The 26,567-nt window shown below is 61.5% G+C and carries 21 protein-coding genes; 14 read left to right on the top strand and 7 right to left on the bottom strand.

Features of this window, described 5'->3' with window-relative positions; translation table 11 throughout:
- The first annotated feature begins 186 nt into the window (after nucleotides 1-186).
- A complete protein-coding gene (locus KTJ78_RS02875; protein ID WP_217132718.1) occupies nucleotides 187-1,512 on the top strand; it encodes an RNA polymerase sigma factor in 1,326 nt (441 codons plus the stop codon).
- A gap of 95 nt (nucleotides 1,513-1,607) precedes the next feature.
- Here the strand turns inward: KTJ78_RS02875 and KTJ78_RS02870 are convergent, their stop codons facing one another.
- Nucleotides 1,608-1,832 (bottom strand): DUF7455 domain-containing protein, encoded by a 225-nt coding sequence (locus KTJ78_RS02870; protein ID WP_217132716.1) that lies wholly within the window; start codon nucleotides 1,830-1,832, stop codon nucleotides 1,608-1,610.
- Nucleotides 1,833-2,035: 203 nt separating this feature from the next.
- On the opposite strand from KTJ78_RS02870, the gene KTJ78_RS02865 reads away from it, so the two are divergent.
- The 7 genes from KTJ78_RS02865 to KTJ78_RS02835 are packed head-to-tail and all read left to right on the top strand — an operon-like array spanning nucleotide 2,036 to nucleotide 10,446.
- Nucleotides 2,036-4,111: a DNA gyrase/topoisomerase IV subunit B gene (locus tag KTJ78_RS02865; protein WP_217132430.1), complete on the top strand. Its 2,076-nt coding sequence runs from the start codon at nucleotides 2,036-2,038 to the stop codon at nucleotides 4,109-4,111.
- A gap of 8 nt (nucleotides 4,112-4,119) precedes the next feature.
- Nucleotides 4,120-5,082, top strand: coding sequence for a mevalonate kinase (gene mvk, locus KTJ78_RS02860; RefSeq protein WP_217132429.1), 963 nt, complete (start codon nucleotides 4,120-4,122; stop codon nucleotides 5,080-5,082).
- Nucleotides 5,079-6,053 carry a diphosphomevalonate decarboxylase gene (mvaD, locus tag KTJ78_RS02855; RefSeq protein ID WP_217132428.1) on the top strand — a complete coding sequence of 325 codons (975 nt, stop codon included), beginning with the start codon at nucleotides 5,079-5,081 and terminating at the stop codon, nucleotides 6,051-6,053. Before mvk ends, mvaD begins: the two co-directional genes overlap by 4 nt.
- Complete coding sequence (locus KTJ78_RS02850) at nucleotides 6,050-7,138, top strand: phosphomevalonate kinase (RefSeq protein WP_217132426.1); 1,089 nt, start codon at nucleotides 6,050-6,052, stop codon at nucleotides 7,136-7,138. Before mvaD ends, KTJ78_RS02850 begins: the two co-directional genes overlap by 4 nt.
- On the top strand, nucleotides 7,135-8,247 hold the full coding sequence (gene fni / locus KTJ78_RS02845; protein WP_217132424.1) for a type 2 isopentenyl-diphosphate Delta-isomerase: 1,113 nt from the start codon (nucleotides 7,135-7,137) through the stop codon (nucleotides 8,245-8,247). Before KTJ78_RS02850 ends, fni begins: the two co-directional genes overlap by 4 nt.
- Nucleotides 8,237-9,289: a hydroxymethylglutaryl-coenzyme A reductase family protein gene (locus KTJ78_RS02840; RefSeq protein WP_217132422.1), complete on the top strand. Its 1,053-nt coding sequence runs from the start codon at nucleotides 8,237-8,239 to the stop codon at nucleotides 9,287-9,289. Before fni ends, KTJ78_RS02840 begins: the two co-directional genes overlap by 11 nt.
- On the top strand, nucleotides 9,286-10,446 hold the full coding sequence (locus tag KTJ78_RS02835) for a hydroxymethylglutaryl-CoA synthase (RefSeq protein ID WP_217132420.1): 1,161 nt from the start codon (nucleotides 9,286-9,288) through the stop codon (nucleotides 10,444-10,446). The genes KTJ78_RS02840 and KTJ78_RS02835 overlap by 4 nt, the downstream gene beginning before the upstream one ends.
- Nucleotides 10,447-10,597: 151 nt before the next feature.
- On the opposite strand, the gene KTJ78_RS02830 is transcribed toward KTJ78_RS02835, so the two are convergent.
- Nucleotides 10,598-13,081 carry a DNA gyrase/topoisomerase IV subunit A gene (locus tag KTJ78_RS02830; RefSeq protein WP_369807948.1) on the bottom strand — a complete coding sequence of 828 codons (2,484 nt, stop codon included), beginning with the start codon at nucleotides 13,079-13,081 and terminating at the stop codon, nucleotides 10,598-10,600.
- 40 nt (nucleotides 13,082-13,121) lie between these two features.
- On the opposite strand from KTJ78_RS02830, the gene KTJ78_RS02825 reads away from it, so the two are divergent.
- Nucleotides 13,122-14,312 (top strand): alkaline phosphatase family protein, encoded by a 1,191-nt coding sequence (locus KTJ78_RS02825; protein ID WP_254259307.1) that lies wholly within the window; start codon nucleotides 13,122-13,124, stop codon nucleotides 14,310-14,312.
- Nucleotides 14,313-14,353: 41 nt separating this feature from the next.
- Here the strand turns inward: KTJ78_RS02825 and sepH are convergent, their stop codons facing one another.
- Complete coding sequence (sepH, locus tag KTJ78_RS02820; protein WP_217132417.1) at nucleotides 14,354-15,556, bottom strand: septation protein SepH; 1,203 nt, start codon at nucleotides 15,554-15,556, stop codon at nucleotides 14,354-14,356.
- 213 nt (nucleotides 15,557-15,769) lie between these two features.
- Between sepH and KTJ78_RS02815 the strand changes: the two genes are divergently transcribed.
- The gene (locus KTJ78_RS02815; protein ID WP_217132415.1) at nucleotides 15,770-16,063 is read left to right on the top strand and encodes a DUF4193 domain-containing protein; all 294 of its coding nucleotides are present in this window, start codon (nucleotides 15,770-15,772) and stop codon (nucleotides 16,061-16,063) included.
- A gap of 82 nt (nucleotides 16,064-16,145) precedes the next feature.
- On the opposite strand, the gene KTJ78_RS02810 is transcribed toward KTJ78_RS02815, so the two are convergent.
- A complete protein-coding gene (locus KTJ78_RS02810) occupies nucleotides 16,146-16,619 on the bottom strand; it encodes a DUF3093 domain-containing protein (protein WP_217132414.1) in 474 nt (157 codons plus the stop codon).
- Nucleotides 16,620-16,709: 90 nt separating this feature from the next.
- Here KTJ78_RS02810 and dut point away from each other — a divergent pair, with 90 nt between their 5' ends.
- The 4 genes from dut to acnA all read left to right on the top strand — a co-directional run bounded on the left by dut (nucleotide 16,710) and on the right by acnA (nucleotide 21,365).
- Nucleotides 16,710-17,159, top strand: a complete 450-nt coding sequence (gene dut / locus KTJ78_RS02805; RefSeq protein ID WP_217132413.1) for a dUTP diphosphatase — start codon at nucleotides 16,710-16,712, stop codon at nucleotides 17,157-17,159.
- A gap of 4 nt (nucleotides 17,160-17,163) precedes the next feature.
- A complete protein-coding gene (locus KTJ78_RS02800) occupies nucleotides 17,164-17,802 on the top strand; it encodes a DUF3710 domain-containing protein (protein WP_217132412.1) in 639 nt (212 codons plus the stop codon).
- Between the two features lie 3 nt (nucleotides 17,803-17,805).
- Nucleotides 17,806-18,567, top strand: a complete 762-nt coding sequence (locus KTJ78_RS02795; RefSeq protein ID WP_217132411.1) for a DUF3159 domain-containing protein — start codon at nucleotides 17,806-17,808, stop codon at nucleotides 18,565-18,567.
- A gap of 128 nt (nucleotides 18,568-18,695) precedes the next feature.
- A complete protein-coding gene (gene acnA, locus KTJ78_RS02790; RefSeq protein ID WP_217132410.1) occupies nucleotides 18,696-21,365 on the top strand; it encodes an aconitate hydratase AcnA in 2,670 nt (889 codons plus the stop codon).
- 553 nt (nucleotides 21,366-21,918) lie between these two features.
- On the opposite strand, the gene KTJ78_RS02785 is transcribed toward acnA, so the two are convergent.
- From KTJ78_RS02785 to KTJ78_RS02775, 3 genes are all read right to left on the bottom strand, one after another.
- On the bottom strand, nucleotides 21,919-24,054 hold the full coding sequence (locus tag KTJ78_RS02785; protein ID WP_217132409.1) for a 3-hydroxyacyl-CoA dehydrogenase NAD-binding domain-containing protein: 2,136 nt from the start codon (nucleotides 24,052-24,054) through the stop codon (nucleotides 21,919-21,921).
- 2 nt (nucleotides 24,055-24,056) lie between these two features.
- On the bottom strand, nucleotides 24,057-25,250 hold the full coding sequence (locus tag KTJ78_RS02780; protein WP_254259335.1) for a thiolase family protein: 1,194 nt from the start codon (nucleotides 25,248-25,250) through the stop codon (nucleotides 24,057-24,059).
- Nucleotides 25,251-25,374: 124 nt separating this feature from the next.
- Nucleotides 25,375-26,562, bottom strand: coding sequence for an HRDC domain-containing protein (locus tag KTJ78_RS02775; RefSeq protein ID WP_369807947.1), 1,188 nt, complete (start codon nucleotides 26,560-26,562; stop codon nucleotides 25,375-25,377).
- Nucleotides 26,563-26,567: the final 5 nt, after the last annotated feature.

The following is a 26,567-nucleotide window of genomic DNA, read 5'->3' as shown; positions in this document are numbered from 1 at the left end:
GCCGTCACGGGGTCTTCAAGCTTTCTCGGCTATAATGAAAGGGAAACCTGTGCCAACTGCTGTTGAAAAACACCAGACTTGACACGGGCTTTAGGAGTTTATGCGCGTTTCGCTGGTCTACGGTGAAGCGCTTGGCACGTACTAACACAGAGAGGCGGCTGCGTGGCCACTGAAACCTCAGCGAAGGTGTCTGAAGAGACCCCCGCCAAGAAGACCACGGCTAAGAAGACCACCACGACCGCGGCAAAGAAGACGACCGCGGCAAAGAAAACAACAGCCACCGCAACACAAAAGGCAGCCGAAGAGAAGGCAGAGAAGAAGCCTGCAGCGAAGAAACCCGCCGCAAAGAAGGCTCCTGCCGCGAAAGCGAAGCCGAAGACTACTAAGTCGAAGAAGGCTGCAGAGGCTGAAGAGTTCGAAGAGCTTGAAGATGACGCCGAAGGCACCGAGGTTGACGAAGACCTCGATGCGAGCGACGAAGAAGAAGCCGAGACTGAAGAGAAGGCAAAACCCGAGTCGGTTGAGCCGCTGCCTACCGGTGCCATTGTTCTGAAGGCATCTGATGAGGTCGATGTTCCCACCGTTACGACGGCGATCCCAGGAGCAACCGCCGACCCGGTGAAGGATTACCTCAAACAGATCGGTAAGGTCGCACTTCTGAACGCGGCTGAAGAAGTTGAGCTTGCGATGCGTATCGAAGCTGGACTCTTTGCCGAAGAGAAGCTCGCAACCGAGCCAGATCTTTCGAAGAAGCTCACGCGTGAGCTGAAGTGGGTTGCTCGTGATGGCCGCAAGGCGAAGAGCCACCTGCTCGGTGCCAACCTGCGACTCGTTGTTTCGCTCGCGAAGCGCTACACGGGCCGCGGTATGCAGTTCCTCGACCTCATTCAAGAGGGAAACCTCGGCCTCATTCGAGCGGTTGAGAAGTTTGACTACACCAAGGGCTTTAAGTTCTCGACCTACGCAACCTGGTGGATTCGTCAGGCGATTACGAGGGCAATGGCTGACCAGGCCCGCACGATTCGTATTCCTGTGCACATGGTTGAGGTCATCAACAAGCTCGCGCGCGTACAGCGCCAGATGCTCCAGGACCTTGGTCGTGAACCAACCCCTGAAGAGTTGAGCCAGGAGCTCGATATGACCCCTGAAAAGGTCATTGAGGTGCAGAAATATGGCCGCGAGCCCATTTCGCTGCACACTCCGCTTGGTGAAGACGGCGATAGCGAATTCGGCGACCTCATCGAAGACACCGAGGCGGTTGTTCCAGCCGACGCGGTTGGATTTACGATGTTGCAGCAACAGCTGGAGTCGCTGCTTGACTCGCTCTCGGAGCGTGAGGCGGGCGTGATCCGCATGCGTTTCGGCCTGGGTGACGGGATGCCGAAAACGCTCGACCAGATCGGTGACACCTTCGGAGTGACCCGTGAACGTATTCGTCAGATTGAGTCGAAGACGATGGCGAAGCTGCGCCACCCGTCACGCTCACAGCAGTTGAAAGATTACCTCGAGTAGTAACTCGGGGCACAGAGAAAGGGCCTGGTCGTTTTACCGGCCAGGCCCTTTTTGCTGATCATCGCACCGTGGCGATAACCGAGTGATGCGTCTCGTTACGATTCGAGCTTGTGCGTCTCGTCGTGCCAGAAGTCTGCAATTGATTTGAGCTTTGCTTCATGCTGTTTGGCGTGATGGCCGCAGAAGAGGAGCTCGCTTCCGCCGAGCATCGCGCGCACGTAAGCCTGCGCCCCGCAGCTGTCACAGCGATCGAGGCCACTGAGCGTGCGCGTCGCAAGCTGCGCATCATCGGTCGCAGTTTCAACGCCGGTGTGCTCCATCGTGGGTTGTTCTGTTGTAGTCATGATCGAACTCCCTCCTCTTGTGTGTGACCCTATCCAAGCACAGAAAACCTATAGATATGAGAATAACGTGGTGTATTTCGCGGGGAGCGTACTGCTTCGCGCGATACTCGCCGCTCGCCTGTGCAGAGATGTCTGGGGTGTGAAGTACGCTATGTGGATAGTCTCAGAAAGGTACTAATGTGGCTGAATCAAGCTATTCCGCGCGACACCTAACCGTGCTCGAGGGGCTCGAAGCGGTTCGCAAACGACCCGGTATGTATATCGGGTCGACCGATTCGCGCGGCCTCATGCACTGCCTCTGGGAAATTATTGATAACTCGGTTGATGAGGCGCTCGGCGGCTACGGCGATCGTATTGAGGTGCGTCTTCACGCTGATGGGAGCGTGACCGTCACCGACGAGGGGCGTGGCGTTCCCGTCGACATTGAACCCAAATCGGGGCTCTCTGGCGTCGAGCTCGTATTCACCAAGCTGCACGCCGGAGGCAAATTCGGCGGGGGTGGCTACTCGAGTTCGGGTGGTCTGCACGGCGTCGGTGCTTCGGTCGTGAACGCACTTTCCGCAAGGCTCGACGTTGAAGTTGACCGCGACGGTAAGAGTTGGGGCATGTCGTTTCGGCACGGCGAGCCGGGTACCTTCGCCGGTGACGAGCCGACGAGTGCTTTCTCACCCTTCACTGATGCATCAAAGCTCACTGCGAAGGGCAAGGTAAAGAAGGGCGTTACCGGCACCAGAGTTCGCTATTGGGCCGACCCAGAAATCTTCCTGCCGACCGCGCAGTTCGAGCTTGACGCGCTCAAAGAGCGTGCACGACAGACCGCATTTCTTGTGCCGGGGCTCGAGATTATTATCGCTGACGAGCGCGGTGAAGAACCGGTGGTTGACAGCTTCAAGTTCGATGGCGGCATCTCTGAGTTTGTCGAGTACCTCGCCGTTGACGGCCCGGTGACCGACGTCTGGCGCGTGACCGGTTCAGATACCTTCAGTGAGAAGATTCCCGTGCTCAACGAAGCGACGGGCCACATGGACCTGCAAGAGGTCGAGCGAGAGTGCGAGGTCGACATCGCACTGCGCTGGGGTACTGGCTACGAGACCGAAATTCGAAGCTTCGTGAACATTATCGCGACGCCGAAGGGCGGCACGCACCTTGCCGGTTTTGAGCAAGGCCTCGTGCGATTCTTCCGCAAAGAGATCGAGAAAAACGCTCGCCGGTTGAAAGCCGGCAGCGATAAGCCAGAAAAAGACGATCTGCTCGCGGGCCTCACCGCAGTAGTGACGGTGCGCTTTCCCGAACCCCAATTCGAAGGGCAGACGAAAGAGGTCTTGGGCACGGCAGCGATCCGTTCGATCGTGCAAAAACAGCTGACGAACCATCTCTCAACACTCTTCGAATCGGCGAAACGAACCGATAAGGCTCAGTGTGCGCTGTTGCTCGAGAAGATGGTTTCAGAGATGAAGTCGCGCATCTCGCTTCGTGCGCAGCGCGACACGCAGCGGCGCAAATCGTCGCTTGAAAGCTCGAGTTTGCCAGCCAAACTCATTGACTGCCGTTCGCGAGACGTTGAGGGCACCGAGCTCTTCATCGTCGAGGGTGACAGCGCCCTCGGTACGGCGCGCCCCGCTCGTGACAGCGAGTTTCAGGCTCTGCTGCCCATTCGCGGCAAGATTCTCAACGTGCAGAAAGCCTCACTCGCCGACATGCTGTCGAACGCTGAGTGCAGCGCGATCATCAAGGTGATCGGTGCCGGCTCTGGTCGCGACTTCGACCTTGACGCGGCCAGGTACGGGCGAGTGATCCTCATGAGCGACGCCGACGTCGACGGAGCGCACATTCGAACGCTCCTGCTCACCCTCTTCTTCCGGTACATGCGACCCATGCTCGAGGCAGGGCGTGTGTTTGCGGCGGTTCCGCCGCTTCACCGGGTGGTCGTGCAAAATAGCGGGCGTAAACCGAACGACCTTATTTACACCTACAGTGAGCGCGAACTCGAGGTGCTCTTGAAAGACCTCAAGAAGCGAGGCAAGAAGTACCAGGAGCCAATTCAGCGATACAAGGGTCTCGGTGAGATGGACGCTGATCAGCTGGCCGAGACGACCATGGATCGCGACAAGCGCACGCTGCGACGCGTTGGCGTTGCTGACGCACAGCAAGCGTCGCGCGTTTTTGAGCTCCTCATGGGCAACGAGGTGGCCCCTCGAAAAGAATTTATTATCGACCACGCCGACGACCTCGACCAAGAGCGAATCGACGCGTAGGCAGGATCATGCAAACGCACACTATTCAGGCGGCCCCTGCGGGCAGCGGCAAGACTCACGCGAAGGTCATCGTGCTTGGCGAGCACTCGGTTGTTTACGGCAAACCCGCCATCGCGTTTCCGGTGCTTTCGCTCGAGCTTGAGGCCAAGGTAACGGTCTCGGGAGAAGGGCACCGGGTGATCACCCCGTTTCACTCGCTCGACCGCGAGACGGCTCAAACCGTCGAACTTGAGCGCAAGCTTTCAGAGATCGCGCTGAGCAACACGCTCGAGTTTCTTGAAGAAGCTCCGAACGGTATTGAGGTGCGAGTGAGCGGGCTCATTCCTCCCGCTCGCGGTCTCGGGTCAAGCGCAGCGGTTGCGGGCGCGATCGCCCAGGCGGTTTCGCGTGCGTACGGACGTGAACTGAGTCGTGACGAACGTTTTGAACTCGTGCAGTCGGTCGAACGGGTAGCTCATGGTACCCCGAGCGGACTTGATGCCTACGCGACAACCGAGGCGGGGCCGATCTGGTTCGAAAAAGGCGAGGCTAAGCCCTTGCGCGTACTCAGCGAGCCGCGGCTGCTCGTCGCCGACACCGGCATCGTAGGGCACACCGCAGAAGCGGTGCGCCGTGTTCGAGCCCTGCGCGATGAGAACCCACCTCGTGTCGAAGCCCTGCTGGCCGAGGCCGCGCAACTCGCGCAAGACGCCGGAACCGATCTTGCAGAGGGCAATCATGAACGGCTCGGCGCGAAGATGGATCGCAACCACGAGATTCTGAGGGAACTCGGCGTGAGCGCTGATCCACTCGAATCACTCGTGAACGCGAGTAAAGACGCGGGCGCGCTCGGCGCCAAGCTCACCGGCGGGGGGCTTGGCGGTTGCATGGTCGCCCTCGTCGGTTCAGAACGAGACGAGCACACGGTGAGCAACGCGCTCCTGAGCGCGGGGGCGAAAAACGTCTGGCCAGTGCACAAGGAGCAAGCATGAGCACCGCAATCGCGCAGCCAAACATTGCTCTTATTAAGTACTGGGGCAAGGTTGACGAGGAGCTCATTCTTCCAGCAACCGACAGCATTTCACTGACGCTCGACGGTTTTCCGACGACCACCACGGTTGAACTGAGCGATGACGAACTCGATACCATCGTGCTCAACGGTCGACAGCTCACCGAAGCCGAAACGATGCGCATGCGCCGTGTGCTCGACCGGGCCAGAGAGCTCTCAGGAGACCGAAGAGCGGCCTCAATCACCTCGACCAACACGATCGCTACGGCAGCGGGGCTCGCTTCTTCAGCGGCGGGTTTCGCCGCACTCGCGACCGCGGTCAACAATGCGTATGCGCTCGGTCTCGACGCGACGGGCATTTCTCGTCTCGCGAGACTCGGCTCGGGCTCAGCCTCACGATCAGTATTCGGAGGCATGGTGCGCTGGCATCGGGGGCACGACGACCTCACCTCGTATGCCGAATCAATCGACTGGAACGGCCCTGAACTCGCCCTCGTTATCGTTCAGCTGAGCGCGGCGCAAAAGGCGATTTCTTCACGAGTGGGTATGACGAGAACGATCGAGACCTCACCCTTTTACGAAGGCTGGGTCACCTCGAATCAACGACTCGTCGAACAGGCCATGGCGGCCGTTGCTGAGGGCGAACTTGCTGAGCTCGGCCAGCTCACCGAACTCAGCACGATGCGCATGCACGCCTCGATGCTGGGCGCGGTGCCGCCGATTCGCTACCTCACGGGCGAAAGCTTCACCGTGCTTGACGCGGTGGCTGAACTGAGAAATGAAGGCCTGACCGCCTACGCGACCGCTGACGCGGGCCCCAACATCAAGGTACTCACGACGGTGGCCGAGCTCGACGATGTTCACGCTTGGCTGTCAGAGCGTTTTCCCCAAGCGGCAACGCTCACTTCTCGCATTGGGGCTGGCGCCCATCTCACCGAAGCTGCGGTGGCATGACCCGCTATTCGGCCCCGGGCAAGCTCTACCTCGCCGGGGAACACGCGGTGGTTACCCCAGGGCAACCCGCGCTTCTCATGGCGGTCGATCGGCTCATGCACGTCGATGTTACAGAAGTGACCACGCGAGAAGCCGGAGCGTGGGGAAGCGTACACTCGACTCACTACGCAGATCCGCTTCGCTGGGGCACGAATGACGACGGCGAGATTCACTTTGCCGATTCCGAAGCCGAGCGAATGCCAGACCTTGTTTCTGAGACGCTCGTGCGCACCGCAGAGCTCGCGCGGGCACGGAACCGCGCTCCCCGAGCGCTTGACCTCACCATTGCGAGCGAGCTCGTCGACGCGCACGGCACCAAATTCGGGCTCGGATCGAGTGGCGCCGTTACCGTGGCGCTCGTGCAGGCACTCGCTCAGGCCTGGGGCCTCGAACTCAGCGATGAAGAGCGCTACCGCGTTGCCCTTCTCATCACGCTTAGATTTTCGCCTCGCGCGTCTGGCGGTGATCTTGCAACGAGCACGCTCGGAGGCTGGGTGCGGTATGTGGCCCCAGACCGAGAAGAGCTCGCCACAATGCTCACAGAGCGCGGCCTCGTGGCAACGCTCGAGGCAGACTGGTCAGGACTCGAATTGACGAGATTGCCCGTGCCTCGATCGGTGCAGTGGGTGGTTGGCTGGACCGGCAGCCCGGCTGACACCGACACCCTCGTCGCCGAGCAGCGTTATGATGCGGCATCACGCGAGCAATTTCTCACCGAGTCACGGGCGGCGGTTGACGATCTCACCCGAGCGGTTGAACGCGATGACGCCGAAGCGATTCTTCAAGCCTATGCCGCTTCACGCGACGCGCTGCTCGGGTACGACGCCCGAGGCGGCGGGGGTATTGAGACGATGAAGCTTCGAAAACTGCGTGAAATCGCCGAGAACGAGGGGGCTATTGCCAAACCTTCGGGAGCCGGCGGCGGTGACTGCGGCGTTGTAATGTGCGAGAGGCATAGAGAACTCCATAGAATGAAGAGTGAGTGGCACAAAGCAGACATCACCGAGCTTAGCCTCTCGGCCTATCTTCAGGAGGAGTCCCGATGAATCACGCAAGTGTGACGACTTCAGCCTCCCGAAAAGACGATCACGTGCGACTCGCGACTGAACAAGCCGATGCTCGCCAGCAGCCGGGCGACTTTGACGACGTCACGTTTATGCATCATGCGCTTGCCGCGGCCGACTTCGACTCGGTGACAACCGAGACCCAGATCTTCGACAACTCATGGGCAAGTCCCATTTACATCAATGCTATGACGGGCGGATCAGCATCGACCGGCCGCATCAACGAGTCGCTCGCGCGCGTTGTCGCCGAGACCGGAACCGCAATCGCTTCGGGTTCGATGAGTCACCTCTTGAAAGACGAGACCTCGGCCTCGACCTTCACCTCGCTGCGCAAGCTCAACCCCAACGGCTTCGTGTTCGCGAACCTCAGCGCAAACGCAACCGTCGCTGATGCGCGTCGTGTGGTCGACGCGGTCGAGGCGAACGCCCTACAGATTCACGTCAACAGCGCTCAAGAGATCGTGATGCCCGAGGGCGACCGATGCTTTGGCCACTGGACCGACAACATCGCGGCGATCGTGACCGCTGTGGGCGTTCCCGTGGTCGTCAAAGAGGTCGGGTTCGGTCTGAGTGCCGAGACCGTTGCGCAGCTCGCCGCCCTTGGTGTGCGTTACGTCGACGTCAGCGGGCGAGGGGGCACGAACTTTGCCGCGATCGAAAACTCGCGCCGCGACCAGAACGACTACTCAGCCCTCCTCTCGTGGGGGCAGAGCACCGCAAACTGCCTCGTAGACGTTGCCGAGACCGCCGAGCGCGAGAGCGTCACGGTTTTGGCGTCCGGGGGAGTACGCGGCCCACTCGACGTTGCCAAGGCGCTCAGCCTGGGCAGTGTCGCCGTCGGGGTCGCGGGAGGCTTTCTTCATGTTTTGCAGCGAGAAGGTGAGGCGGCTCTCATTGCAGAGATCCACCGCTGGAATGCACAGCTCCGTGCGATTCAAGCGCTCACCGGCGCGGCGCGCCCGAGCGATTTACTGCGGAGCGACCTGCTCATCACCGGTGGTGTTGCGGAGTTCGCACGACTCAGGGGAATCGATATTACTCACTATGCCCAGCGTGGCGCGCACAAACGTAGGAGCTTGCATGACGGTTGATGAACCAGAGCAGTTATTTGCCCCGGTGCCACTTCGGTGGCTCGGGCCCATTCGTATCGGTGGCAACGTGTTTCAGGGCGAGCAAGAGGTTCCTCTCGCTACCTATGAAACCACCCTGTGGCCATCGGTGAGGCGCGGTGCACACGTTTCGACCCTCGTTGAGGGCGGCATTCAGTGCACCCTTGTTGACGAGCGTATGACCCGTTCGGTGCTCTTTGAATGCGGAACGGCTGCGGTCGCTTATGAGGCTGCTCAGCGCATCACCGCGAGCGAGGAGCAACTCGCGCAGGTTGTGACCGAGACGAGCCGCTTTGCAAAGCTCATCCGTATCAACACCGAAATCGTGGGCAACCTGCTCTTCGTGCGCTTTGAATTCACGACGGGAGACGCGGCCGGCCACAACATGGTCACGCTTGCCTCTGAGAAGCTTATGGACGCGATTCTGCGTGACCAGCCGCACCTGCACTACGGGTCGATTTCGGGCAACCTGTGCACCGATAAGAAGACCTCTGCGGTCAATGGCATCTGGGGTCGCGGCAAGAACGTCGTTGCTGAGATTCTCATTCCCAAAGAACTGCTCGAACGTCGTCTGCGTACGACCGCGCACGAGATGGAACAGCTCAACATTCGCAAGAACCTTGTCGGTGGCACGATCGCGGGAAGCCTCCGTTCGGCCAATGCCCACTACGCGAATATGCTGCTCGGCTTCTATCTCGCAACAGGGCAGGATGCCGCAAATATCGTTGAGGGGTCGCAGGGAATTACCCACGCCGAGAACCGGAACGGCGACCTCTATTTCTCATGCACGATCCCCAATCTCATTGTCGGATCTGTAGGAAACGGTAAGGGCTTAAGCCTGATTACAGAAAACCTTGAGAGACTGGGATGTCGAGAAGAGGCACACGCTGGCGAAAATGCACGTAAGCTTGCTGTGTTGTGTGCCGCCACCGTGTTATGTGGCGAGCTATCGTTGATGGCAGCCCAGACGAACCCGGGCGAACTTATGGCGGCCCATGTGAAATTTGAAAGAGAGTCAAAATGAAGATCGGGATCCACGACATCGCCGCGGCTACTGGAAGTCTGGTTCTCGATTTAGCAGAGATCGCGACGAACACCGGCACTGACCTCGCAAAGTTTCATCGCGGCATAGGCCAGTTCGAGATGAGCATCAACACGGTTGATGAAGACATCGTGACGATGGCGGCTCGCGCAGCGAAACCCATTCTTGACCGTCACGGTAGCGATAACATTCGCACGATTCTCTTTGCCACCGAGTCAGGCGTTGACCAGTCGAAGTCGGCCGGTGTCTTCCTGCACGGCCTCCTTGGCCTTCCCGGCAACTGCCGCGTCGTCGAGCTCAAAGAAGCCTGCTACTCGGCAACGGCCGCGCTGCAGTTCGCCGTTGCCATGGTTGCCCGCAAGCCCGAAGAGAAGGTGCTCGTTATCGCGAGCGACATCGCTCGGTACGAGCTCGACTCAAGCGGCGAGCCAACACAGGGTGGCGGCGCGGTCGCAATGCTTGTGAGCGCCGACCCAGCCCTCTTTGAGATTGAACCGGCAACGGGTCTCTGGACGAGCGACGTTATGGACTTCTGGCGCCCGAACGATCGCTCAACAGCGGTCGTCGACGGCCACTACTCGATGCAGGTGTACCTCGACAGCGTTGGCAAGGCGTGGAGCGACTTCCAACAGGCCGGCGGGAATAGCTTCGACGAGATCGATTACTTCTGCTACCACCAACCCTTCACCCGCATGGCAGTGAAGGCGCACCGTCGCCTCACCGAGATTTGTGAGGTCGAAGACGTTGATGCCTCGGTAGCAACCCTCGAGCCGACGATGATCTACAACCGCAGGCTCGGCAACAGCTACACCGCCTCGGTCTTCTTCGCGCTCCTGTCACTGCTCGATAACAGCGAGAACCTCGCTGGTAAGCGGGTGGGCCTCTTCAGCTATGGTTCGGGTGCGGTCGCCGAGTTCTTCACCGGTATCATTCCCGAGGGCTACGAGAAGCACCTCCGAGTCGCGCACCACGCCGAGATGCTCGACCAGCGCACGAACATCGATTACGCAGACTACCGTGCCCGTCACGCAGCCTACGACGAGCTCACCGGCAGCTACGAGACCGAGCGGCAGACCAACGGCGACTACCGTTTTGCGGGCGTCGTCGACCACAAACGCCAGTACCGCAACGCCGAGTAGTGCGTCGCGGGTAGAGCGCGCTAGAGCGGGCATCGCCCCGTAAGCGCCTCCACAACGTCAAGAGGGGCCCGACAGTGGTGAATCACTGTCGGGCCCCTCTTCGTGTTTACGACGCCGCTACGGCGCGCACAGGAGCGCTCGGAGCCGGGCTCTACTCTGCCTCGGCGGTCGGTGCACTCCCGACATAGGCGATATCACCGTCGTGTTGCAGGTAGCCTGAGCCGTCACGGCGGCCAAGTTCTTCGGGGAGATCGCGCACCTCGCCGTTCTCGCCGAGGGCACGGGGCTCGCCGGCGCCGATCCACGCCGCACACAAGCGATCTTCGCCTTTGAGGAAGCGGTGGGCTCGAACGCCACCCGTTGCGCGGCCTTTGGCGGGGAACTCCGCGAAGTCAGAGACCTTCGTGCTGCAAGAAGCGACGCCCGGCAGCGAGTCAGCCCCCTGCGCCACGGTTACGACCTGCGCCTCTGCCTCTTCGGGTAGGGCGGCGGCGAAGAGCACAGAGGCACCAGCCTTGACGTTCATGCCGTTCATGCCGCCAGCGCTGAGCCCCTGAGGCCGCACGAGCGATGCCGAGAAGCGCAGCAACTGCGCGTCAGAGGTCACCGCGGCGAACTCGGTATTGTCGGGGGCCTCGAACACGCTCACGAGCACGTCGGCGTCTTTGAGCGTGATGATCTCGAAGGTGTCCTTATTCGGCAGCGTTTCGAGCGACGTGCGTTTCACGACACCGTCGCGGGTGAACATGCCGATGGGGGTCTCTGTGCCGAGCGCAACGAAACCGACCACGCGGGGGCTCTTCTTCTCATCAAGGCCAAGGTAGCGTTCGATGGGCACACCGGCCTCAAACGAGATGCTATTTGCGGGCACGTGGGGCAATTCGACGGGGGTGAAGCGGTGCACCGTTCCATCGGCGAGCACAGCCCCAATCTCAGCGCGAGTTGTCGTGTGAATCTCGCTGTGCACGGCGCCGTGAGGTTTCGGGCGTTCGAGGGCTGCGGTGAGGGTTGACTGCCCCTCGGCTGCCTCAGGCACGTCGATGCGCAGGGCGAGGCCGGTGGCAGAGAGCAGCACGCGGCATGGGGCATCCTGTACCTCGAGCGCGGCCTTCTCTTTGCTTCGGGTGGGACGCAAGACGGCACCCGTGAGAAGCGTGCGACGCGGAGTGCCGTAACGCTCGGCTGCCTCGTCCATCTCTGAGGCGACGACCCCGTACAGGCGATCACGATCAGCGAGAATGGCTTGCAACGCTTCGATCTCGGCGATGAGCGCGGCCTGTTCAGTCTCGAGCTCGACTCGCGAAAACTTGGTGAGGCGGCGAAGTCGCAGCTCGAGAATGTACTCGGCCTGAAGATCAGAGAAGTCGTAGGCGGTCTTGAGCCGGTCTTTTGCCTGTTCGGTGTTTTCGCTCGCACGAATGATTTGAATGACCGCATCGATGTCGACGATTGCGAGCAGCATGCCCTCAACAAGGTGCAGCCGCTCTTTGCGCTTCGTGAGTCGGTGGTTGCTGCGGCGCGTAATGACGCTGATGCGGTGGTCGAGAAAAACCCGCAGCATCTCTTTGAGGCCGAGCGTCTGCGGTTGGCCGTCGACGAGCGCGACCGAGTTGATGCTGAACGAGTCTTCGAGGGGCGTTGTGCGATAGAGCTGCTCGAGCACGCCCTCGGGTGAGAATCCGCTCTTCAGCGTGATGAGCATGCGCAGGCCGTTTTTACGGTCGGTGAGATCAACGACGTCAGCGATGCCCGAGATCTTCTTGTTCTCGACGCCGATTTTGATGCGCTCGATGACCCGCTCGGGCCCGACGAGGTAGGGAAGCTCGGTCACGACGAGGCCTGTGCGGCGTGCGCTCACCTTTTCGACGGCGACCTTAGCGCGAGTCTTGAACGCGCCGCGTCCCGTCTCGTAAGCCTCTTTGATGCCGTCAAGGCCGACGATGATGCCGCCGCCAGGCAGGTCTGGGCCGGGAATGAACGACATGAGGTCTTCGGTGGTCGCCTGCGGGTTGTAGAGCAGGTGCTTCGCCCCCTCGACGACCTCGATGAGGTTGTGCGGGGCGAGGTTCGTGGCCATACCAACGGCGATACCGCTCGCGCCGTTGACGAGCAGGTTGGGCACGGCCGAGGGCAGCACGCCGGGCTGCATGAACTGGTTGTCGTAGTTTGGTACGAAGTCGACCACGTCTTCGTCGAGGTCGGCCGTCATCGCTAGGGCGGCCCCGGCGAGGCGGGCCTCGGTGTACCGCGAGGCTGCGGGGCCGTCGTCGAGCGAGCCGAAGTTGCCGTGGCCGTCGACGAGGGGCAGGCGCATCGCGAAGGGCTGTGCGAGACGCACGAGCGCGTCATAAATCGACGAGTCGCCGTGGGGGTGCAGCTTGCCCATGACCTCACCGACGACACGGGCCGACTTCACGTGGCCCTTATCGGGGCGAAGCCCCATGTCGGTCATCATGTACAGAATGCGTCGTTGAACGGGCTTCAAGCCGTCGCGGGCATCGGGCAGTGCGCGCGAGTAGATGACCGAGAGCGCGTACTCCAGAAACGAGGTCTCCATTTCGGCGAGCACATCGACATCTTCGATGCGTTCGCCGTGAAGGGGGTGCTGCTCGAGATCAAGCGAAGAATCTGACACTCGCGGGTGCGCCTTTCTCGTGACGGATACGATGGAGTTTATGCTACAGACTCCAACAGAAAACGGTGCGAGGCTTGCCGCAATTATGCCAACAGCGCTCTCGCTGCTCGAGGCAGCACCCGGGGCGGGTGAGGGCGCCGCGCTCGACTGCGTTATCGTGATTGTCGCCGACGGCCTCGGCTGGCATAACCTGCGCGCGAATGCAGGCTATGCGAGAACTCTTTCGAAGCTCACGAGCGAGCGCGTGAGCACGGTCTTTCCGAGTACCACGGGCGCGGCCCTCACCGCGATCACCACGGGAACGCTTCCGGGGCAGCACGGCCTTGTCGGGTACCGCATCATGCACCCAGAGTTCGGCCTTCGCACGACGCTTACCGAGTGGCAGGGCATCGAGCAGGTGCGCGACTGGCAGCTGCAGCCAACCGTCTTCGAACGCGCGCGTGAGGCAGGTGTTGCGGCGCACGTGATTGGCCGCGCCGCGCACGAGTCTGGAGGGCTCACGAGTGCGATCTTGACCGGCGCAGCCTATGTCGCTGAAGACGCAATGGAGGCCCGATTCGACCGTGCGATTGAGCTGGCCTTTGGCGAGGGCCCTCGCCTCGTTTATCTCTACGTCGATGAACTTGACCGTGCCGGCCACGAGCGCGGCGCGGCGAGCGACGCCTGGGTGCAACAGCTTGAACGGCTCGATAGCCAGGTTGCGGGCTTGCTGCGTCGCGTGCCCGGCAACACCGGTGTTCTGATGACGGCGGATCACGGCATGGTCGATGTGAACGCCGAAGCGCACATCGAGATTGCCGCGGGTGACGAGGTGCTAGAGGGCGTTTCGGCCGTCGGGGGAGAGCCGCGTCTCAGGTATTGGTATCTCGAAGACGATGCGCGAGCGGAAGAGATCGCTGAGCGGGCTAGAGCGTTCTTCGGCGAGCGGGCGAGCGTTGCCACGAGGCAGGAGGCGGTGCGTGCCGGCTGGTTTGGCCGTGTGGCTCCAGAGGTCGAGCAGCGTATCGGCGATGTGGTCATCGCGGCTCTGGGAGAGACCGCAATCTACGGCGCTGAAGATTCCCCCGCGAGCAGGCGCATGGTGGGGCAACACGGCAGCATCTCTGAGGTTGAACGTGACGTTCCCCTTCTCATGGCAGGTGCCATCTCGAGTGAGGAGTTCCTCGAGGCAGTCGAGCGCAACGCGCGGTCGATTGGGGCCGTACGCAAGCCACGTAAAAAGCGTCACTAGGCGGGCCACCGCGGTCGCAGCGGCCCGAAGGCGCATCGAGGTTAGTCGTCTTCGCTTCGTGTGCCGAAGAGAATCTCGTCCCAGCTCGGAATGCTCTGACGGCCCTTTTTCGAGCGCTTCTCGTCGCCGTGCGGCTCCGCTTCACTCGCTTCAGCAGGCGCTGCAGCCTCAGGTTTCACAGCCTCCGGCTTCGAAGCCGCTGCGGTCTCTCCGGTTTTGGGTTCCGAGGGTCCTGCCGGCGGTGCCCAGATATTGACGTTCGGCTTGACTTCGGCCTGTGGCTCGTCGTCAGGCGTCGATCCACTCTCATCTGCCGAATCAGCTGGCGAAGCCGCGGGGGTCACCTGAATGACCTCTTGCGTGCGGGTTTCGGGCAGATCGAGGTCGAGTTCGAGGTCTTGCGCGTCACGTTCGCTGCGGCGTTTGCGAAGTGCATCAAGCAGGTCTGAGGTCTGGCCAAGATCGCGCGGCTCTGGCTCGGTCGCGATTGTGCGCTGCTCGATAGCCTGGCGGCGTTCAAAATCGGAGTGGGGAGACAGTGGCTCTTCGGTCTCGGCTTGCGCCTCGGCCCCGTGAGTTTCGGCTGGTTCTTCGGCCACCTCGGGCTCGAAGTTCACGGCGTTGAAGCTGCCGCGCTCCTCTGGTCGGTCGACGGCACGCAAGGTGGGGATAAGTTTGTCGCCCACGTCGCCCTGCTTCGAGAGGTTGATCGCGTCGGGAGTGATCGGGGTGAGCAGGCGCTTGCGGTGCTCGAACGCCCATCGCGCCTCGTGCTCAACGTCGTGCGAGGTGAAGGTGAGCAGCACCATCCAGCCGTCTTCGGGATCGCGCCAGGTGCGCCACGCGTGCGTCGTCGCACCGAGCTTTGCGAGGCGGGCCTCGATGACGGCGCCGAAGAACTGCGGCTCGTCCTGGTCGGCCACGTCGGCGCGCACGGGAACCCCGAGGGCAAGATCAAGAATGAAGCGGAACTCTGCGTTGATGGGCTCGGCGTAGCGTTCAACGTCTTCTTCTTCGATGTTGAGGGCCACGGCAACCTCGATCACGCTGTTGCCCTCTCGCAGCATCGTCTGTACCTCGCGGGGGCTAACTTTCGTCTCGCTCGCCTTGGCCTGCTGGGCCCGGGTAATGACGTGCACGGCGGTCACGACTTCTTCGGTCACCTCGAGGGTGAACTCGGTTCCATCGATCGACTCAAGTACCAGGGTTTGATCGCGCCGCTCAATCAAGCGAAGATCTTGCATGGGTAAACACTCCTCACGGCTTTGCTAGAGAGTGTGGCACGAAGCGCCATGGTTTTGCCAGATTGACCAGGGTGTGGCATAAATCTCTTGGGCATTTCGCGAGCCGTGCGGCAGATTCACAGCCTGCCAGTTTGCGTCTTGCGCCAGCATAGACCAAACTAATGCCGCAGAGAATGCGACGCCGAAAGGCACAGGAAGCAAGAGCAGGAGAGCATGGCTACCGATTACGATGCACCACGCAAGTCTGAAGAGGACAGCGCCGACTCGATTGAGGCGCTGAAGGAGCGCGTTCCCAGCCAGTCTGGTTCAGCGATTGATGCAGAAGATGCCGATAATCCAGGGTTTGAGCTCGCGGGCGCAGACCTCTCTGATGTTGAGCTTGACGTTGTTGTCTTGCCGCAGCAGGATGACGAATTTACCTGCATGAACTGCTTCTTGGTGCGCCACCGTTCACAGGTGGATCACCAGAGCGATCTCGGCCCCATTTGCCGAGAGTGCGCTGCTTGAGTCTTCACAAAGGTTCACAGAAACACCTGAGCCCCCGTCTCTCAACCATATGAGAGCGGGGGCTCAGGCGTTCAAACGGTTCTTATGCCGCGTTCGTTGATGCTCCCTGAGCCTCGCGGATCGCTGCGGCAAGATGCTTCGGCTTGCGGCTCGTGACCACCCAGTAAGGGGTGTTGTCATCAGGATCAGTGATGGTGACGCGCACCCCGCTGTGCACCCAGCCGCTCACACACAGGTAGGCGCGAGCGTCGAGGCGGCGACCGATGGCGACGCGGAGCTGCTGTGAGTCGAGCACTTCGATCTCACCGAGGTGCTTGACGTCGATCTTGACGCCGCCGGCGTTGAACACCCCGTCTTGAACCTCGACCTTGCGGCTCGTCAGGATGAAAATAGCGCACACGAGCGCGTACGCGACGACGCCTGCGATGATGCCGGCCTGGAGCGAGTACGGGGTAAACAGCACGGTGAGCGCTGGAATGAGCAACAGCACCGCGAGAAAGAATGAGGTCGACGGGTACAGTCGCTCGGCGAATGTCCCGGGAGTGTGTTCTGCCATATTCGTATTATCGCCTGTTCACCTGAAGAAAATCCTGCGTGCTGGCGACACCACCCTGCGTGAAACAGTAAAGTTCGATACCCTCGGAAGGTGATTGAACGATGCGAAGTGCTCATCAAGGCCGACGATATTCCCGTGTATGCACACCCTGGCGATGCTGGGGCCGACCTGAAGAGCAGTGAAGCCGTGGTGCTCCAGCCAGGCGAGCGCAAGCTCGTGGGCACGGGCGTCTCGATTGCGCTGCCCGATGGCTTCGCGGCCTTCGTCGTCCCGCGCAGTGGCCTCGCGGCTAAACACGGCATCACGGTCGTGAACTCGCCCGGAACTGTCGACGCCGGATACCGCGGCGAGATTAAGGTCACGCTGCTCAACACCGATCGCGAGAACGCGTTCGAGGTCGCGGTGGGCGATCGCATTGCACAGATGATTATCATGCCCGTCACGCGCGCAACCTTTGTGCCCGTCGAAACGTTGCCCGGCAGTGACCGTGGCACCGGCGGCTTTGGGTCAACGGGCGTTCGTGACGAGGGAAGGAAATAACGAGATGACTGAACAGGGTTCTGAAGTAAACGAGCCAGAGGTAGAGGCTCAGGAGGTCGAAGAAGAGCTCGACACGACAAAGTCGGCACCCGCCGACCGTGCTGAGAACGGCCCCTTCGACATTCTCGAGGTGCCCGCAATGCGCCCCTACGTTGACCTCGGCAGCATCAAGGTGCCGCCCCGCGAGGGGTTGCAGATGCGGCTTGACGTTGACGAGCAAGCCAAGCGCATCGTCGCGGTGTCGCTCGACTTCGAGGGCTCGACCCTGCAGGTGCAGGCGTTTTCGGCGCCAAAGAGCACGGGCCTCTGGCACGAGGTACGCCGCCAGGTCGGCGCCCTGCTTACCAAGCAAAAGGCCCAGTTCACCGAGCGCGAAGGCTTCCTCGGGCAGGAGATCGTCACGAGCGTGCGCGTTCCTGAGGAGCGCGGCGGCGGAGTGACCCCGGTGCGCTTCATTGGCGTTGACGGCCCGCGCTGGCTTCTTCGCGGATCGATCACGGGTAAAGCCGCTGCCGATCCCGAAGCCGCAGCCCAGGTCGAGCAGCTCTTCCGCGAGCTCGTCGTCGTGCGCGGCGACCTCCCAATGCCTCCGAACGAGCTGCTGCCTATGAAGGTTCCCGCGGGCGTGCAAGGGAAGTCATAGGTCGTGACTGACGAAGAACGGGAGGCGACCTCGCCTTCGCCCGAGGTTTCACCCGATCCGTCTCTGGCATCAGCGTCGCAGGCTGCGCCATCAGCGTCGCTGGTGCAACGTGGCGGCCTTGCAAAGGGTATTTCTGCCGGGCTCAGCGGTGAAGAGGTGAGCGGGCAAGGGATCCTCGATGCGATCGGGGGAGCGCGCGGCATTACCGAGGCGCTCCTGCCCGGTCTTCTCTACCTCGTGATGTTCATCATCACGCAAGATGCTCGATTGAGCGTCATCGCGCCAGCTGCGATCGCCGTTGCCGCCTTTGTTTGGCGTTTGGCTCAGCGGCAGACACTCGTGACCTCGCTGTCGGGCTTGCTCGGCGTTGGCATCTGTGTTGCTACAACTCTCATGAGTGGCAAGGGCGAAGACTTCTTCTTGCCCGGGTTCTGGATCAACACGGCATGGTCGGTGGCGCTCGTTATCTCACTCGTCGTGGGCTGGCCAATTCTCGGCTTTATCGTCGGGGCACTCCAGGGTGACATCACCGGCTGGCGCCGCGTGCCGAAGATTCGGCGCACCGCAACCGTTGCGAGCCTCCTGTGGCTCACGATGTTCCTCTTGCGGCTTGCGGTTCAACTGCCGCTGTACTTCGCCGAAAACGTGGCGGCACTGGGTGTCGCTCGTCTCGTTATGGGAACACCCCTTTTTGCCCTCGTGATCCTCGCCACCTGGCTTATGTTTCGCAACATGCCGTCGCCTGAACGGACCTCTGAAAAATAACTGCTAAACTATCTTGATGTAGAGATAAATTATGCATCAATTAAGGGTCTCCTTAGGTGCAGAAGGCTCGCAAAAAAGGCACAATGGTCTCACACGAAGGCAATAATGACACGAAGAGGAGTCTGGTCATGACAGCTGTTAATAGTTATGGTGCGAAAAGCACTCTCGAGGTAGGCGGGAAATCCTACGAGGTGTTCAAGATTGACCAGGTTCCTGGAAGCAGCCGTCTTCCGTACAGCCTGAAGGTCCTTCTCGAGAACCTGCTTCGCACCGAAGACGGCGCGAACGTAACGAAGGAGCACATCGCGGCTCTCGGCAACTGGGACCCGAATGCCCAGCCCGACACCGAGATTCAGTTCACGCCAGCTCGCGTGATCATGCAGGATTTCACCGGCGTTCCATGTGTGGTTGACCTCGCAACGATGCGTGAGGCCGTGCGTGATCTCGGTGGCGAGCCCTCGCAGATCAACCCGCTTGCTCCGGCCGAGCTCGTCATTGACCACTCGGTCATTTCAGACGTTTACGGCACGCCGGCCGCGTTCGAGAAGAACGTTGAGATCGAGTACCAGCGCAACGGCGAGCGTTACCAGTTCCTCCGTTGGGGCCAGGGTGCCTTCGACGACTTCAAGGTGGTTCCTCCCGGGACCGGCATCGTGCACCAGGTGAACATTGAGTACCTGGCGCGCATCACCTTCACCCGCGAGGTCAACGGTGTGCTGCAGGCATACCCCGACACTTGCGTCGGCACCGACTCGCACACCACTATGCAGAACGGCCTCGGCGTTCTGGGCTGGGGCGTTGGCGGTATCGAGGCAGAGGCCGCAATGCTCGGCCAGCCGATCTCGATGCTCATCCCTCGCGTCGTAGGCTTCAAGCTCTCGGGCGAGATCCCCGCTGGCGTGACCGCGACCGACGTCGTGCTTACGATCACGCAGATGCTGCGCCAGCACGGCGTTGTCGGCAAGTTCGTTGAGTTCTACGGCGAGGGCGTGAGCTCAGTTCCGCTCGCAAACCGCGCAACCATCGGTAACATGAGCCCTGAGTTCGGTTCAACCGCTGCAATGTTCCCGATCGACGATGTCACGCTCGACTACATGCGCCTCACGGGCCGCCCTGAAGAGCAGATCGATCTCGTTCGCGAGTACGCACAGCAGCAGGGCATGTGGCTCAACCCAGACGAAGAGCCCGAGTTCAGCGAGTACCTCGAGCTCGACCTCTCAACCGTTGTTGCCTCAATCGCCGGCCCGAAGCGTCCCCAGGACCGCATCGAGCTCACGAACGCAAAGACCCAGTTCGAGAACGACCTCAAGAACTACGCCGAGGCTGCAAACCCGGCCAAGGTCAAGGACCCCTCGGGTACTGAGTATGAAATCGATCACGGCGCGGTGACCCTCGCTTCGATCACCTCGTGCACCAACACCTCGAACCCCTACGTGATGCTTGCCGCCGGCGTGCTCGCGAAGAACGCGAACGCTCGCGGCCTCAAGGCGAAGCCCTGGGTCAAGACCACGCTCGCTCCCGGTTCAAAGGTTGTTACCGACTACTACGAGCAGTCAGGCCTCAAGTCACACCTTGAAGATCTCGGCTTCTACCTCGTCGGTTACGGCTGCGTGACCTGTATCGGTAACTCGGGCCCGCTGAACGAAGAGGTCTCGACCGCGGTACGCGAGAACGACCTTGCTGTCTCGGCAGTGCTCTCGGGTAACCGTAACTTCGAGGGGCGCATTAACCCCGACATCAAGATGAACTACCTCGCGAGCCCTCCGCTCGTCATCGCGTACGCACTTGCTGGCTCGATGGACTTCGACTTCGATACCGAGTCGCTCGGCACCGATACCGAGGGCAACGAGGTCTTCCTGCGCGACATCTGGCCTGACCCGACTGAGGTTCAGCAGATCGTCGACAGCTCGATTGACTCGAACATGTTCATCGAGAAGTACGCGGGCGTCTTCGACGGCGACGAGCGTTGGACCTCGCTGAACACTCCCGATGGCGACATCTTCGAGTGGGATGCCGAGTCGACCTACGTGCGCAAGCCACCGTACTTCGACGGCATGACTCTTGAACTGACCCCGGTCAGCGATATCACGGGTGCACGCGTGCTCGCGAAGCTCGGCGATTCGGTCACCACCGACCACATCAGCCCCGCAGGTAACATCAAGGCCGACACTCCAGCCGGTCAGTACCTCACCGAGCACAACATCGCTCCGCGCGACTTCAACTCGTACGGCTCACGTCGTGGCAACCACGAGGTCATGATTCGCGGTACTTTCGCGAACATTCGTCTGCGCAACCAGCTGCTCACCGACGTTGAAGGCGGTTACACCCGAGACTTCACGCAGGAGGGTGCTCCTCAGGCGTTCATCTACGATGCGTCGCAGAACTACCAGGCCGCGGGCATCCCGCTCATCGTGCTCGGTGGCAAGGAGTACGGCTCGGGCTCGTCACGTGACTGGGCTGCAAAGGGCACCTCGCTGCTCGGCGTCAAGGCCGTCATCACCGAGAGCTTCGAGCGTATTCACCGCTCAAACCTCATCGGTATGGGCGTGCTGCCGCTCCAGTTCCCCGAAGGCCAGAGCGCTGATTCGCTCGGGCTCGACGGAACTGAGCACTTCGATATCACCGGTATCACCGAGCTGAACGAGGGCAAGACGCCCAAGACCGTCAAGGTGACCGCGACGAAGGCCGACGGCGAGACGATTTCATTCGACGGCGTTGTTCGCATCGACACCCCGGGTGAGGCCGATTACTACCGTAACGGTGGCATCCTGCAGTACGTGCTGCGCTCGCTCGTCTAGTACGCGCGCTGCTGCTCGCCACGCGCGAGTGAGCTCCTGAAAGGGGGCGGAACCCGAATTCGTTCGGGCTCCGCCCCCTTTGGTGTTTGGGGGCGAGCTGCCGCGTCAAACCATGGGCCAGTCCCGTGGTTTGACGAAAAGCAGGGTAAATCTGGCGAAACACCCTGCTTTTCGTCAAATGGACTGCCTCTGGTGCTTTGAGATCGCCGCGCCCGCGTTCACTTGTCACAAAGCAGGGTGTTTCGCGACAAACACCCTGCTTTTCGTCAAGTAGATGGGATGGCGTCGAAGCCCGAAGCCCGAAGCCCGAAGCCAGAAGTCCGAAGGCTGAAGCTCGACGCTCGAAGCCCGAAGCGGAAGCCGGAGGCAGAAGCCCGAAGCTCGACGCCCGAAGCTAGAAGCCAGAAGCCCGAAGCAGGAGAAGCCCGAAGTCGCGGCCTGAAGCACCGCAGAAACGCCGGAGGGGGCAGGAGCCGCTATGGCTTCCTGCCCCCTCCGGGGTAGCGGTGCTCGGGGCGCGTGGCCTCGAGCACCACCGGGGTGCGCGGTGGCGCTACTGCTTGGCCGCGACCCGTGGCTCGTGGAACGCTCCGCCGAAGGCGCGCTCGCTGGCGCCGACGCGGTCGAGGTACGGGGTTGCACCGCCGGCCTGGAAAGGCCAGCCTGCGCCGAGAATGAGGCAGAGGTCAATGTCCTCGGCCGCGGCGACAACGCCCTCGTCGAGCATGATCTTGATCTCGCTCGCGAGCTCGTTCTCGACACGCTCGAGCAGCTCGGCGCTCGTAGCGACGGTTGATCCGAAGGTCAGCTGCTTCTTCGCGGTCTTCGAGAGGTCTTCGACCTTGCCATGCTTGTTCTTGACGAGTGGCTCCTCGATGTCTGCAAGCTTGTGCAGGTTCTCAGAAGCGTAGAAACGCTCGGGGAAGGCCCCGACCATGGTGTCCTGAACGTGCGCTGCAACCTTCCAGCCGACGAGATCGATGAGCTCGAAGGGGCCCATGGGCAAACCAATGGGCGCGAAAGCCTGCTCGACGGTGGGAAGCGGGGTTCCCTCGTCGAGTGCGCGCGCAGCCTCACCCATAACCTTTGCGAGGAGGCGGTTGACGACGAAGCCCGGGCGGTCAGCCGTGATGACGGCGCTCTTGCCGAGCTTGCGTGCAACGACCATCGCGGTTGAGAGGCTCTCATCGTTCGTGCTGTCGATCTTCACAACCTCGATGAGCGGCATCACCGCGACGGGGTTGAAGAAGTGGAAGCCGACGAGGCGCTCCGGGTGCTTCAGGTTCGCGCCGATCTCGGTCACGCTGAGTGACGAGGTGTTGGTCGCAATGATCGCCTCGGGGCTGATGATTGGCTCGATCTCGGCAAAGACGGCCTGCTTGACCGAGAGCTCTTCGAAGACGGCCTCGATGACCCAGTCGCAGTCAGCGTAGAGCGACTTGTCGGTCGTGCCGGTGACGAGTGCCTTGATCTGGTTTGCGTCGTCGCCCGAGAGGCGGCCCTTCGCGTGCATCTTGTCGATCTCGCCGTAGATGTACGCGATGCCCTTGTCAACGCGGCCCTGGTCGAGGTCGGTGATGAGCACGGGAACGCGGAGCTTGCGTGCGAAGAGCAACGCGAACTGGCTTGCCATGAGGCCTGCGCCAATAATGCCGACCTTGTTGACCGGGCGAGCGAGCGCCTTGTCAGGGGCGCCAGCGGGGCGTTTCGCGCGCTTCTGCACGAGGTCGAAGGCGTAGATCGACGCGGCGAACTGGTCGCTCGCGATGAGCTCTGAGAGCATCTCGTCTTCGCGTGCGTATCCTGCCTCACGGTCGCCGTCTTTTGCTGCTGCGAGCAGCTCGAGCGCGGCGTAGGGCGAGCGGGCGGCGGTGCCGAGGCGCGCCTGCAGCGTCTCGCGTGCCATCTTGATGGCGATGGGCCACTTGGTGAGGCGTTCCATCTTGCCGGGAACGTTGGGTCGCTCGACCTTTACGGCACCCGTGAGTACCTGGTCGGCCCAGCGAATCGACTGCTCAAGGAAGCGTGCCGCGGGGTAGATCTCGTCGAAGAGGCCGAGCTCGTGAGCTTGCTTGGGCTTGAGCATACGGTTCTGCTTGACGGGGTTCGACACGACGACCTCGAGGGCGTTTTCAATGCCGATGAGGTTTGGTACGAGTGTCGCGCCACCCCAGCCGGGGATGATGCCGAGAAAGACCTCGGGAAAGGCGAGCGCGGCTGCCGAGGCATCGACCGTGCGGTAGTCGCAGTGCAGTGCGATTTCCATTGCGCCGCCGAGCGCGAGCCCGTTGACGAAGGCGAAGGTTGGCACACCGAGCTTGTGGAACTTGCCGAGTACATGGTGGCCGTACTGGGCCATGAGCAGTGCGTTGTCCTTCGTCGCCATGGTCGAGACCTTTGAGAGGTCAGCGCCCGCGGCAAAGATGAACTGCTTGCCAGTGATACCAACGGCCTTGATCTCGCCAGCGGCAGCGCGTGCCTTCTGCGCCTCGATCACGGTGTCGAGCGCCTGCAGGGTGCGGGGGCCGAGGGTGTTGGGGCGGGTGTGGTCACGACCGTTGTCGAGCGTGATGAGCGCGAGCGTACCGCCCGAGGGCAGTGCGACGTCGCGTACGAACGATTCGGTGATCACCTCATCTTCTGACGCCTCAATGATGGGAGAAAAATCGATCTTGCTGTAATCAGTCAACGTTACTTACCCTTCTTGCCGTCGAAATAGGGGTTTTCCCAAATGATGGTGCCACCCTGGCCAAGGCCAACGCACATTGCGGTCAGGCCGTAGCGCACATCAGGGCGCTCTTCGAAGTGGCGTGCGAGCTGCAGCATGAGGCGGGTGCCCGATGCGGCGAGGGGGTGGCCGAGCGCAATGGCGCCTCCCCAAGGGTTCACGCGTGGATCATCGTCAGCGATACCGAAGTGATCGGTGAACGAGAGTACCTGAACGGCGAACGCCTCGTTGAGCTCGAAGAGGCCAATGTCGGTGATCGAGAGGCCAGCGCGCTTGAGCGCCTTCTCGGTCGACGGAACCGGGCCGAGGCCCATAACCTCTGGCGCGACGCCAGCGAAAGCGAAGCTGACGAGCTTCATCTTTGTGGTGAGCCCGAGCTCCTTTGCAGTGTCGGCTCCTGCGAGCAAGCCCATGGTGGCGCCGTCGGTGAGGGGCGAAGCGTTGCCCGCTGAGACGCGGCCGTGAGGGCGGAACGGGGTCTTGAGCCCAGCGAGTGCCTCCATGGTCGTGCCGGGGCGGCGGCCCTCGTCTTCGGTTGCGAGGCCCCAGCCGGCGCTGCTCTGCGTAGCGATCGGCACGAGGTCTTTCTGAATGTCGCCGCGGTCGTATGCGGCCTGAACGAGCTCCTGGCTGCGCATGCCGAAGCGGTCAGCGCGCTCCTTCGTGAGCTCGGGGAAGCGGTCGTGCAGACGCTCCGCGGTGATGCCCATGTTCAATGCGTCAGGGCTCACGATGCGCTCTGAAACAAAGCGGGGGTTTGGGTCAGCGCCGATTCCGATGGGGTGACGCCCCATGTGCTCGACGCCACCGGCGATCGCGATGTCGTACTGGCCTGCGCCAATTGCGCCGCCCATAAAAGCGCTCGTCGTGAGGGCGCCTGCACACATGCGGTCGAGCGCGAAGCCCGGCACGGTGACGGGCAGCCCCGCGAGAATTGCAACGCTGCGGCCGAGGGTGAGCCCCTGGTCGCCCTGCTGTGTGGTGGCGGCGATACCCACATCGTCGACACGGTCCAGTGGCAGGTTGGGGTTGCGCTCGATGAGACCCTGCAGTGCTTTCACCGCAAGGTCGTCAGCACGGGTGCCCCAGTACATACCTTTTTCGCCTGCGCGTCCAAACGGGGTTCGTACCCCGTCGACAAAGACGACTTCTCTCATTGTGGCCACTCTGCCTTCCTTGGCTGAAATTTGACGGTAGTGATTGTATTTTATGAAAGCAATCCTGAGTTAGACATTCGGCATTGGATAACCGGTGAATCGCCGCCGGTGAAACCGCGAGACGTTATTGGGTCTCTACAAAACTGCGGGCAATAATCTGTGAGGTCGCATCACGCTGCCACGGCCTCGCGCCGAGCTTCTCAAGTTGCAGCGCGACGGCTTCGTCGCTGATCACCTCGGGTGGTGCCCAAGCAATTTCACGCAGCATGATGGGTTTCAGGAGGTTTTCGAGGGGAATATTGAGCCGCTCAGACTCGGCCTCGAGCGCAGCTCTGGCCGTGACGAGACGCTGGTGCGCCTCTGGTTTTTTGCGCTCCCAGTTGCGGTGATGAGGGAAAGTGGATCGCTCCGCGGTGCGCAGCGAGGGCAAATCATCGCTTTTCTTTCCACGCAAGATCGCGAGCCACCAGCGGCGTAGCTCGCTGTGGCTCGCACGCCCCTTGAAGTCTTTGTTTTTGGCGAGTTCGCTCATCGAGCGGGGCTGTTGCAGGCTCGCCGCGACGATTGCCGAGTCGGGTAGGAGACGGCCAGGCGCCGTGTCAACTGATTGGGCGAACTGGTCGCGTGCGATCCACAGTTCTCTGGCGATCGAGAGGCCCACGCGGTTTTTGACCCGGCCGAGGCCCGAGATCTTGCGCCACGGCTCGAGTGGTTTCTCCTTGGGCGGCGCATGCAACACCGCCTCGAATTCTTGCGAGGCGATGTCGAGCTTCTCGGCATCAACGAGTTTTTCGTGCATGGCGTCACGCAGGTCGGGCAGGTAGCTCACGTCGAGCGCCGCGTACTCGAGCCAGTCATGGGGCAGGGGGCGCTTCGACCAGTCTGATGCCGAGTGCGCCTTCGCGAGTTCGACGCCCAGTAGTTCGTTCACGACGGCACCGAGACCGACCCGCTCCATGCCGAGCAGCCTCGCCGAGAGCTCAGTATCGAAGAGGCTCGGGGGCGTGAGGCCGATTTCTTGGAGGCAGTCGAGATCGGCGATGGCCGAGTGCAAGATCCATTCGTCATCGTCGATAGCCTGAGCGAGCGGATCGAAGTCGTCGATGAGCGTTGGATCGAACACGAACGTTCCCGCTCCCCGGCGAGACATCTGCACGAGGTAGGCCTGTGAAAAGTAGGTGTACCCCGACGCGCGCTCGGCGTCGACGCCGACGGGCCCGAGGCCATTCGCTAGCTGATCGGCTGCCTGAAGGAGCGCTTCGGGGCTTTCGACGAGGGTCCACTCTTCGTGTGACAGCTGCGGTTGAGTCACGGTGG

The sequence above is a fragment of the Leucobacter chinensis genome (assembly GCF_019049105.1).
In the GTDB taxonomy this organism is placed as follows: Bacteria; Actinomycetota; Actinomycetes; order Actinomycetales; family Microbacteriaceae; genus Leucobacter_A; species Leucobacter_A chinensis.
The sequence above is the reverse complement of the archived record's forward strand: the minus strand, read 5'-3'. Positions and strand labels throughout refer to the sequence as shown.